Genomic DNA, 11,225 nt, shown 5'->3' on the forward strand with positions numbered 1-11,225 from the left:
AAGCAAAGACACTTAGCTTGAACGAAGAGAAAGCAGCGTCATTTAGGCGCAGTCGGTAACATGCCCTTATAGGGCTAGAGCAAACCACCCGCTATGCGGGTGGTTCTGATTTAAATTTTGGTAAAATGATTATTATCCAATGCCTTAGGGACTTCTTTATTGAGGATTTTCAGCAAAAGAATGGATCGTGTTTCTCCATCCGGTTCGTTATAAATTGCTTGGATGCCTTCGAAAATTCCCTCAGTGATCAAGACGGTATCACCAGTAATTGGGGTTTCAGGTGCAATATATTCCTGCTCTGTAATAGACATTAACTCATCAATTAATGTTTGTGGAACGGTGGCAGGTGTACTATTGAACCGAACGAAATGATTTACACCACGTGTTGAGTTAATGGTAGTGGTATGAATAACCTCTTCATCAAAGTAAACAAACAGATAATTAGGAAACAGTGGTTCAGTAACGGTGGTTCGTTTACCCCGAATGATTTTTTCAATTTTGGCTGTCGGTGTCAGACAAGTAACGCCTTGTCTTTCTAAGTGTTCTATTGCTCGAAAGATTTGCCCCCGTTTACAGTAAAGAAGACGCCATTTCTCCATAATATTTCGACTCCATTGCATAGAATGCCTAGCATAACAAAACTAGTACTAAAGGGTCATCAGTAAAGATAGAAGTTATCTAAAGTGTAAACTGTATTTTTCGATAGTCTACAGTGCTTATCTTCAATGATAATGTAATGTGTTGCGTTATGGTGGAAAGATTAGCACTAATCATGAATGATATGATTATCTGATTTTCACAGAGGAAACGGAAGATGGAAGTATTTTTGCTGAGCAATGGTAAACTCCCCGTTCAAATTAACCCTCACTATCATTCCGCTGTATCTGAGGAATCTGATCCACAAGATTTCACTAAGTCCATTGCTTTTTGGCAAGTTATGAGTTTACCTTGTAACCCTCATGGGAGGGCTTATAATGGCTCTCCCTCCTGAAAAATCGGCACAAATGAACAATATGAAATATCGCGATCTAAGAGACTTTCTTTCCTTGTTGGAACAATCGGGTGAATTAAAACGAATTCGTATGGAAGTTGACCCATACCTGGAAATGACTGAAATCGCAGATCGTACTCTTCGTGCCGGTGGTCCAGCTTTATTATTTGAAAATCCTAAGGGATATTCGATGCCCGTGTTGTGCAACTTGTTTGGGACACCTCAGCGTGTTGCCATGGGAATGGGGCAGAATGATGTTAAGGCATTGCATGATGTTGGTAAGTTATTGGCCTTCCTTAAAGAACCTGAGCCACCAAAAGGCTTTCGTGATTTGGTAGATAAGCTGCCCAAATTTAAACAGGTTTTGAACATGCCAACCAAGCGCCTTAGTTCTGCGCCGTGTCAAGAACAGATTTGGGCAGGCGATGAAGTGGATCTCACTCGTATTCCAGTTATGCATTGTTGGCCAGAAGATGCCGCTCCATTGATTACATGGGGGTTAACAGTAACTAAGGGACCTAATAAAGAGCGCCAGAACCTGGGTATCTACCGTCAACAGGTATTGGGTAAAAATAAGCTGATTATGCGCTGGTTATCACATCGTGGTGGTGCACTTGATTTTCAGGAGTGGTGTCAGGCACATCCGGGCGAACGTTTTCCTGTGTCCGTTGCATTAGGAGCCGATCCTGCCACGATATTGGGAGCGGTTACTCCAATTCCTGATACTTTGTCAGAATATGCGTTTGCTGGATTATTGCGTGGACATAAAACGGAAGTCGTTAAATGTATATCCAATGATCTGGAAGTGCCTGCCAGTGCTGAAATTATCCTTGAAGGCTACATTGAACCTGGTGAAATGGCCCCGGAAGGGCCATATGGCGATCATACCGGCTATTACAATGAAGTAGATATGTTCCCAGTATTTACGGTGACCCATATTACTCAGCGTAGTGATGCTATTTATCATTCCACTTACACAGGGCGTCCGCCGGATGAGCCTGCGGTACTGGGAGTGGCGTTGAATGAAGTTCTGGTACCAATATTGCAAAAACAATTTCCTGAAATTGTAGATTTTTACCTGCCACCAGAGGGCTGCTCTTATCGACTCGCTATCGTTACAATGAAAAAACAATATGCAGGCCATGCTAAGCGAGTGATGATGGGAGTTTGGTCATATCTGAGACAATTTATGTACACAAAATTTGTTATCGTTTGTGATGATGATATCAATGCGCGAGATTGGAATGATGTCATCTGGGCGATAACAACGCGAATGGACCCGCAAAGAGATACTGTCTTAATGGAAAATACACCAATTGACTATCTCGATTTTGCATCTCCTGTTTCAGGGCTAGGCTCAAAAATGGGGTTAGATGCAACGAATAAATGGTCAGGAGAGACACAAAGGGAATGGGGGCGTCCGATAGTGATGAGCGATGAGATTCGGACCCGTGTCGATGAAATTTGGGATCAATTAGATATTTTGAAGCGATAAGAGGGAACGCATGACAACATTAAGCTGTAAAGTAACATCGGTTGACTCCATTACAGATACAGTTTATCGGGTTCGTTTATTACCTGATTCGCCTTTTTCTTTCCGTGCAGGACAATATTTGATGGTGGTTATGGATGAAAGGGATAAACGCCCTTTCTCCATGGCATCACCACCATCAGAAAAACAGATAATTGAGTTGCATATTGGCGCTTCTGAGCTAAATCTCTATGCGATGGCAGTAATGGATAGAATTTTGGATCAGAAAATCATTGATATTGATATACCACATGGTCAGGCATGGTTTCGTGAAGACAGTGAAAATCCTATGTTATTGATTGCCGGTGGAACAGGCTTCTCATATACACGTTCTATCTTATTGGCTGCATTGGAAAAAAATCCCAATCGAGAAATTTCTATCTATTGGGGAGGGCGAGAGTTACAACACCTTTATGATTTGGGGGCGTTGCAATCACTGAGTGAGAGTTATCCTAATTTAACCGTGGTTCCTATAGTTGAACAGGTTGATGAACACTGGCGTGGAAGAACAGGCACTGTTTTGAGTGCAGTTTTGGAAGATTTCGGCAGTTTAGCGAATCATGATATCTATATTGCTGGTCGCTTTGAGATGGCTAAAATCGCTCGTGAACGGTTCTGTAGTGAACGTGATGCATCTATCGATCACATGTATGGCGATGCATTTGAGTTTATTTGAGCTGTTTGCCGATAAAATAAAACGATAAAAATAAAAAAACCCGCCCCTGACAGGCGGGAAACTACGGCAACAACTTATTAGAGTGATGCAATAGACAAGACAGACAAGGGAAAAACGTTATTAAATTTCAATTGTCAGTTACTCTTTAGAGCTAAGTTTTGGTAGCTATACTCTTTCAATAATTGTGGCAATGCCTTGGCCTAACCCGATACACATGGTTGATAGCCCAAACTGGACATCTTTACGTTCCATCAAGTTAAGCAGGGTGGTTGTAATGCGAGTACCAGAGCACCCCAATGGGTGACCAAGAGCAATTGCACCGCCGTTCAGGTTGATTCTGTCATCCATACTATCCAGCAGATTCAGCCCTTTCATGCAAGCTAAGGATTGCGCAGCGAATGCTTCGTTCAATTCCATTACGCCAATGTCTGCAATACTTAATCCGGATTTTTTCAGGGCCATTTGTGTTGCAGGCACAGGGCCATAACCCATGATGGAAGGGTCACAACCGACAACTGCCATTGAGCGGATACGAGCGCGAGGTTTTAATCCTAATTCTCTAGCTTTGCTTTCGCTCATGATCAGTATTGCAGAGGCACCATCAGAAAGCGCTGAGGAGTTTCCCGCAGTAACGCTTCCGGTAACAGGATCAAAAACAGGACGCAGTGTAGCCAAATCTTTTAGATTAGTGTCTGGGCGGATCACTTCATCAAAATCGACGAGTTTTAGATTTCCATCAGCATCATGTCCATATATAGGAACGATTTCGCTGGCGAAAGCCTTTGACTCGGTCGCTTGTGCTGCGCGTTGATGGGAACGGAAGGCAAATTCATCCTGCATTTCGCGGCTAATATTGTGCATTTTGGCCAGCATTTCTGCCGTCAGCCCCATAACACCTGCTGCTTTCGCCACATTACGGCTTAATTTGGAATGAAAATCGACACCGTGTGTCATGGGAACATGCCCCATATGTTCAACACCGCCGACCATAACAATACTGGCATCGCCAGTCATGATCATGCGGGTGCCGTCGTGCAATGATTGCATTGAAGAACCGCAGAGACGGTTAACAGTTACAGCGGGAACTGAATGGGGAATACCCGCCAGCAAAGCAGAGTTACGTGCAATATTGAACCCTTGTTCAAGCGTCTGTTGCACACATCCCCAAGAGATATCATCAATATCTTCAGGCTTAATGGAAGGATTGCGCTTGAGTATTGATTTCATCAGATGTGCGGAGAGATCTTCGGCACGGACCTGACGGAATACACCACCTTTTGAGCGCCCCATTGGGGTACGGATACCATCAATAATAACTACATTTTCCATGTTTTCAGACCTCACGCTTTTTCACCTGGGTTGACAGCAAGTTCTGCTGGTGCAGGGTAGTAACTTTCATTGCTTTCGGATTTTGCTTTCAGGCCAGCGGGTACGTGATAGAGTGCTCCCAAATGAGCATAACTTTCTGCCATCTTCACGTAGGCTGCGGTTCCCATGGTATCCAGATAACGGAAAACACCACCATGGAATGGAGGGAAGCCCAAGCCATACACCAGTGCCATATCTGCTTCTGCCGGACTGGCAATGACCCCTTCTTCTAAGCAGCGAACAACTTCGTTAATCATTGGGATCATGGTTCGAGCAATGATCTCTTCACCAGAGAAAGTATGTTTCGGTTTGCTGATGCTTGCCAGTAACTGATCGGTAATTTCATCCTGCTCTTTTTTCGGTTTGCCTTTTTTATCTTGGGTATATTTATAGAAACCAACGCTATTTTTCTGACCATAACGCTGATTTTCGAATAATACATCAATGGCATCTCTGTAATTGCGGTTCATACGGTCAGGGAAACCCTGAGCCATGACAGTTTGTGCATGGTGAGCAGTGTCAATGCCGACAACATCAAGGAGATAAGCAGGACCCATTGGCCAGCCAAATTCTTTTTCCATGATTTTGTCGATTTGACGGAAATCACCACCATCACGCAGCAACATGCCAAAACCAGCCAGATATGGGAACAATACACGGTTTACAAAGAAACCAGGACAATCGTTGACGACGATTGGTGTTTTACCCATTTTACTGGCATACGCGACAACGCTTGAAATAGCTTTGTCTGAGGTTTTTTCTCCGCGGATGATTTCAACCAGTGGCATACGATGTACAGGGTTGAAGAAATGCATACCACAGAAGTTTTCTGGGCGTTTTAGCGATTTTGCTAATTCGGTGATTGGGATAGTGGAGGTATTGGAAGCCAGAATGCAGTCATCGCTGATGTGTGATTCTGTTTCTGCCAAAACTGCCGCTTTAATTTTAGGATTTTCAACGACCGCTTCGATAACGATCTGAGACTGCTCAATACCCGCATAATTAAGAGTAGGTTGAATGGATGCCAGAATTTTAGCCATCTTCATGGCATCTAAGCGTCCACGCTCAAATTGTTTATGCAGCAATTTAGCCGCTTCATTGATACCTAAATCCAACGCTTTTTGATTGATGTCTTTCATCAAGACCGGAACACACTTGCGCGCTGATTGATAGGCAATGCCTCCGCCCATGATCCCTGCACCCAATACTGCTGCATGTTCAGGTGTTGTGACGGCTTGAAGATGTTTTTTCGCTAACCCTTTGACATATTGGTCATTCAGGAATATGCCGACTAAAGCACGGGCAACGGAAGTGTGTGCTAATGATACAAAACTGGCAGACTCCAGTTTCAAGGCTTCATCGCGACCCAGTGTAGCAGCTTTTTCAATGGTTTTTACCGCAGTGATTGGTGCTGGATAATGAGGACCAGCAACCTTCATTACCATACCTTTTGCTACGGTGAAACTCATCGTACGTTCAATCTCATTGAGGTTCAGTGGCATCAGTTTAGGCTGACGGGCTGCCTTCCAATCCAAATCTCCACGAATGGCTTGTTCCAGAACTGAAACGGCAGAAGCAACCAGTTTTTCGGTAGAAACTACGGCATCGATCAAACCATTTTTCAGTGCTTCCTCTGCGTTAATATCCTTTCCTGCGGAAATGATTTCGAGAGCATTATCTGTACCAATCAAGCGAGGCAAACGAACAGAACCACCGAATCCCGGCATAATGCCCAGTTTAGTTTCTGGCAACCCGATGCGAAGATCGGGGGATGCAACACGAAAATCTGTTGAAAGTACCAATTCACATCCACCGCCAAGAGCATAGCCATTGATAGCGGAGATAGTCGGTATAGGGAGATCTTCTATGCGATTAAATATATTGTTGGCGAGATTCAGCAGTTCATGTAGTTTTTCTGCTGGTGCATTGAATAATGATAAAAATTCTGTGATGTCTGCGCCGACAATAAAGGCTTGTTTTTCAGAGCGTAATAGCAACCCTTTTAGTTCAGACTCTTGCTCAAGGGTGGCAACAGCTTTATCCAGCGAAGTAACCGTTGTGGTATCTAATTTATTAATTGCAGCTGGTGCATTGAAGATTAGTTCTGCAATGCCATCTTTCAGCCATTTTACTTGAATAGTTTCACTTAGGTAGAGCATGTCATTCTCCTCAATGAGTGCATACCATCTGGTATGACCAGATGAGATTGATTGTGATTACTGTGTTAATTTATTGCAAATCAATGATTAATTTTTTGTAGAGTGGATCACAGCTAAGATTTATGACAGATAGCCATATATTTTGTTAGTGTTTTGAAAAATATAAATATAGTTGCTTAATTTTGGAGAGGGGGAATTTTCACGTGATAGCTCCCATAATAACGAGTTGTGGTAATATTTAAGCCCCGCCAGAAAATCAAAAGGCTAATTAAAATGGAAAAGTTGGCATCTCTGTACCAAGAACATATTAAAACCTTACAAAAACGTGCCCGCGAAATTTTGGCACGAACTCAGCTTGACGCCCTGCTTATTCATTCAGGTGAATCATTACGGATTTTTCTTGATGACAGCCATTATCCATTCAAGGTAAATGCACACTTTAAGGCTTGGGTTCCTGTGACTAAAGTGCCAAATTGTTGGTTATGGATTGATGGTGTCAATAAACCTAAACTCTGGTTTTATTCGCCGGTAGATTACTGGCATAGTGTAGAACCACTGCCCAATGGTTACTGGACTGACGAAATAGAGATGATTCATTTGGCAAAAGCTGAAGATATCAGCGCAAAACTGAATGGATTATCAAAACAGAATGCAGCTTATATTGGTGAACAAACTGAACGTGCCAAATCTTTGGGAATTTTTGAGCACAATATCAACCCGAAAGCTGTCTTGGATTATTTGAGTTACCATCGTTCATATAAAACAGATTACGAATTGGTTTGCATGCGTGAGGCTCAGAAAATGGCCGTTAATGGCCATCAGGCAGCCTATGATGCTTTTTTGTCTGGTGTGAGTGAATTCGAAATCAATATGTTCTATTTGATGGCAACGGGACACCGTGATACTGATGTTCCTTATAATAATATTGTTGCCTTGAATGAAAATACTGCTGTTCTGCATTACAACAAATTACAACAGCAAGTCCCTTCTGAAATTCGCAGCTTTTTGATTGATGCTGGAGCAGAATATAATGGCTATGCAGCAGATATCACTAGAACCTATCCAGCAAAATCTAATAACGACTTCGCCTCACTGATAAAGGATCTGAATGAAGAGCAGCAGGCGATAATCGGCACGATTAAAACAGGAACCAGATATACCGACTACCATATTAATATGCATCGACGTATAGCCAAGATCCTAAAAAAACATGACATTATTAACGGGGTCAGTGAAGAAGGAATGGTTGAGAAAGGATTAACAACACCATTTTTCCCACATGGACTTGGTCATCCTCTAGGTTTGCAGGTGCATGATGCTGCTGGATTTATGCAAGATGATAGCGGAACCCATCTGGCTGCCCCGGAAATGCATCCTTATCTGCGCTGTACCCGTATTTTGGAGCCAAGCATGGTTTTGACCATTGAACCCGGTATCTATTTCATTGAAACTTTATTAGCGCAGTGGCGTGAAAGCGAATATCGTCAACATTTTGATTGGGAAAAAATCGATATGTTGAAACCTTATGGTGGTATTCGCATTGAAGATAACATTGTTATTCACGATGGAAAAATTGAAAACATGACCAGAGATCTACACTTATCGTAATGAAGCCTTATTTAATCCCTGCGGCTTCAGTCAGCTTTACTGAAGAAATAAAAAAGAGCCGTTTCATTACCCTGCTGGAGCACACCAGCGGGGTAGATGAAGCAAAGTTATTTATCCAAAGCATTAAAGGGCAATATCCTGATGCTCGCCATCATTGTTGGGCATTTGTAGCTGGAGCACCGGATAACTCCCAGCAATTGGGGTTTTCTGATGATGGTGAACCTACTGGAACAGCTGGTAAGCCCATGATTGCTCAGTTAATAGGAAGTGGACTGGGAGAAATTACCGCTGTATCTGTTCGCTATTTTGGTGGCATAAAACTTGGTACAGGCGGGTTGGTAAAAGCCTATGGCAATGGCGTGCAGCAAGCTCTGAAACTGCTGCAAACCAAGTACAAAATACCGCAGAAGCTGTATCAGTTACAGTGTGAATACTCACATATTTCAATGGTAGAACAATTACTGCATCAATTCTCCGGGCAAGTGATCGCCAGTGATTATGCTGAAAATGTCACATTGCAAGTTTCACTGCCAGCTACCCTTGCAGGGGAAATAGGTGATAAATTACGGGACTTAAGCCGTGGGGCTTTGTTTTTAACACCAAAATCATAATGATCTCGTCATACCGGATTTCTAAGGAACCAGCCGAATGCATTTTCGCGCTATAACCCGTATTGTTGGACTACTTGTCATTCTTTTCTCTGTCACGATGATTATTCCGGGATTGGTGGCATTAATTTATCGAGATGGTGCAGGTAGAGCATTTAGTCAGACATTCATCTTTGCCCTCATCATTGGCCTAATATTGTGGGTGCCCAATCGTGATCAAAAATATGTTCTTAAACCGAAAGAGGGTTTTTTGATTGTCGTCCTATTTTGGACTGTATTGGGGAGTGTGGGAGCATTGCCATTTATTTTCTCTGAAAAACCTAATCTTTCAGTCACTGATGCCTTTTTTGAATCATTTTCTGGTTTGACGACAACAGGGGCGACGACGCTCGTTGGTCTTGATTCCCTTCCTAAGGCCATTCTGTTCTACCGACAAATGTTGCAATGGTTGGGTGGTATGGGAATCATCGTTCTGGCTGTGGCGATCTTACCTCTGCTTGGTGTCGGGGGAATGCAGCTTTATCGGGCAGAAATGCCGGGACCATTGAAAGATAATAAAATGCGTCCTCGTATCGCAGAAACAGCAAAAACGCTCTGGCTAATTTATGTTTTGTTAACTATAGCCTGTGCGATAGCACTGTGGGCTGCGGGGATGGAACCATTTGATGCGATTTCTCATAGCTTTTCTACTATCGCTATTGGTGGATTTTCCACTCATGATGCCAGCATCGGCTTTTTCAATAGTTCGACCATCAATACTATTATTGCTATTTTTTTATTGATTTCGGGCTGTAATTTTGGCCTGCATTTTGCTGTCCTTTCTGGAAAAAGTTTGAAAGTGTATTGGCGTGATCCAGAGTTTCGGATGTTCATTGCAATTCAGTTAGCATTATTGGCAATCTGTATGCTGATACTGTGGCAACATTCTGTTTATGAATCAGAATTAGTTGCATTAAACCATGCTTTTTTTCAGGTTGTCTCTATGGCGACTACTGCTGGATTTACAACTGATAAATTTCAAGAATGGCCCCTGTTTTTGCCTTTTCTGTTGTTATGCTCTGCATTTATAGGGGGGTGTGCTGGTTCAACGGGAGGTGGGCTCAAAGTTATCCGTATTTTATTATTGTTCCTGCAAGGCTCTCGTGAATTAAAACGTTTAGTGCATCCGAATGCGGTATACACCATCAAATTAGGGCAGCGGGCATTACCGGAAAGAATTATTGAAGCAGTATGGGGATTCTTTTCAGCTTACGCACTTGTCTTCATTATTAGTATGTTGTTACTGATCGCAACGGGTCTTGACGATCATTCTGCTTTTGCTGCCATCGCTGCAACATTGAATAACTTGGGACCAGGATTGGGAGCAGTTGCTGATGACTTTACGAAAGTGACTCCGGCAGCCAAATGGATACTGGTTGTTACTATGTTATTTGGACGTTTGGAAGTGTTCACATTATTAGTCCTGTTTACACCAACTTTTTGGCGCGAATAGTGATCTGTTGAATTTTTATATGTGAATCGCTGTTTAATAAGGAAGTACCTATGAATTATTTGTTGCTCTATTCTACTCAGGATGGACAGACTAAAAAAATTATTACCCGTATTGCAGAGAATCTCCGTTGTGCTGGTATCGAGTGTGATTTAAGAGATCTTGCTACAGTGAAACAGGTCAATTTGATGCCTTACCAAAAAGTAATGGTAGGGGCGTCGATACGTTATGGTCACTTCAATTCCGCATTGCATAATTTTGTCATTCGCCATCAAAAACAGTTGAACCAAATGCCAACAGCTTTCTTTGGCGTCAATTTAACGGCGAGAAAGCCAGAAAAAAGAACACCAGAAACGAATGCTTATGTACGTAAATTTTTAATAAAAAGTCCGTGGCAACCTGATTTGTGTGGAGTCTTTGCGGGAGCTTTACGTTATCCACGTTATTGCTGGTTAGATCGCATCATGATTCAGTTTATTATGCGAATGACTGGAGGAGAAACAGATACAACAAAAGAAATCGAATACACTGATTGGGAACAAGTAGATCGTTTTTCTGAGGAGTTTTTGCAAATATCGTGTGATAAAGAGCCTCAAAAATAGCCTTTTTGCTGGTTGTTACATCATTTTGTTGAAAAAAAACACGAACAGAAAAAAAATCGAAAAAAACTCTTGTCACCGCCGTAAAACTCCCTATAATGCGCCACCACTGACCGACGCTGAGCTGAGACACGCCGCGGCGGGCAGCGAAGAAAAGCGAAAATAAGCGCTTGACTTCGGAGGCGAAACGCGTAAG

General features: G+C 42.6%; 9 protein-coding genes. 6 read left to right on the forward strand and 3 right to left on the reverse strand.

All coding sequences use genetic code 11. The annotated features are described in order from the left end of the window. Nucleotides 1-110: 110 nt before the first annotated feature. Nucleotides 111-599: a transcription/translation regulatory transformer protein RfaH gene (gene rfaH, locus PSI23_RS19065; protein ID WP_273556560.1), complete on the reverse strand. Its 489-nt coding sequence runs from the start codon at nucleotides 597-599 to the stop codon at nucleotides 111-113. 414 nt (nucleotides 600-1,013) lie between these two features. Here rfaH and ubiD point away from each other — a divergent pair, with 414 nt between their 5' ends. Continuing rightward, nucleotides 1,014-2,486 carry a 4-hydroxy-3-polyprenylbenzoate decarboxylase gene (gene ubiD, locus PSI23_RS19070; protein WP_273556567.1) on the forward strand — a complete coding sequence of 491 codons (1,473 nt, stop codon included), beginning with the start codon at nucleotides 1,014-1,016 and terminating at the stop codon, nucleotides 2,484-2,486. A 10-nt stretch (nucleotides 2,487-2,496) separates the two neighbouring features. After that, nucleotides 2,497-3,198 (forward strand): NAD(P)H-flavin reductase, encoded by a 702-nt coding sequence (gene fre, locus PSI23_RS19075; protein WP_273556561.1) that lies wholly within the window; start codon nucleotides 2,497-2,499, stop codon nucleotides 3,196-3,198. Between the two features lie 165 nt (nucleotides 3,199-3,363). On the opposite strand, the gene fadA is transcribed toward fre, so the two are convergent. Beyond that, a complete protein-coding gene (gene fadA / locus PSI23_RS19080) occupies nucleotides 3,364-4,527 on the reverse strand; it encodes an acetyl-CoA C-acyltransferase FadA (protein ID WP_273556568.1) in 1,164 nt (387 codons plus the stop codon). A gap of 11 nt (nucleotides 4,528-4,538) precedes the next feature. Further along, the gene (gene fadB, locus PSI23_RS19085) at nucleotides 4,539-6,725 is read right to left on the reverse strand and encodes a fatty acid oxidation complex subunit alpha FadB (RefSeq protein ID WP_273556562.1); all 2,187 of its coding nucleotides are present in this window, start codon (nucleotides 6,723-6,725) and stop codon (nucleotides 4,539-4,541) included. A 273-nt stretch (nucleotides 6,726-6,998) separates the two neighbouring features. Between fadB and pepQ the strand changes: the two genes are divergently transcribed. The 4 genes from pepQ to hemG are packed head-to-tail and all read left to right on the forward strand — an operon-like array spanning nucleotide 6,999 to nucleotide 11,032. Further along, nucleotides 6,999-8,333 (forward strand): Xaa-Pro dipeptidase, encoded by a 1,335-nt coding sequence (pepQ, locus tag PSI23_RS19090; RefSeq protein WP_273556563.1) that lies wholly within the window; start codon nucleotides 6,999-7,001, stop codon nucleotides 8,331-8,333. Beyond that, nucleotides 8,333-8,944 (forward strand): IMPACT family protein, encoded by a 612-nt coding sequence (locus tag PSI23_RS19095; RefSeq protein WP_273556564.1) that lies wholly within the window; start codon nucleotides 8,333-8,335, stop codon nucleotides 8,942-8,944. Before pepQ ends, PSI23_RS19095 begins: the two co-directional genes overlap by 1 nt. A 37-nt stretch (nucleotides 8,945-8,981) precedes the next feature. After that, nucleotides 8,982-10,433: a Trk system potassium transporter TrkH gene (trkH, locus tag PSI23_RS19100; RefSeq protein ID WP_273556565.1), complete on the forward strand. Its 1,452-nt coding sequence runs from the start codon at nucleotides 8,982-8,984 to the stop codon at nucleotides 10,431-10,433. 50 nt (nucleotides 10,434-10,483) lie between these two features. Next, the gene (hemG, locus tag PSI23_RS19105) at nucleotides 10,484-11,032 is read left to right on the forward strand and encodes a menaquinone-dependent protoporphyrinogen IX dehydrogenase (protein ID WP_273556566.1); all 549 of its coding nucleotides are present in this window, start codon (nucleotides 10,484-10,486) and stop codon (nucleotides 11,030-11,032) included. Nucleotides 11,033-11,225: the final 193 nt, after the last annotated feature.

The organism is Xenorhabdus yunnanensis, from assembly GCF_028598805.1.
Lineage (GTDB): Bacteria > Pseudomonadota > Gammaproteobacteria > Enterobacterales > Enterobacteriaceae > Xenorhabdus > Xenorhabdus yunnanensis.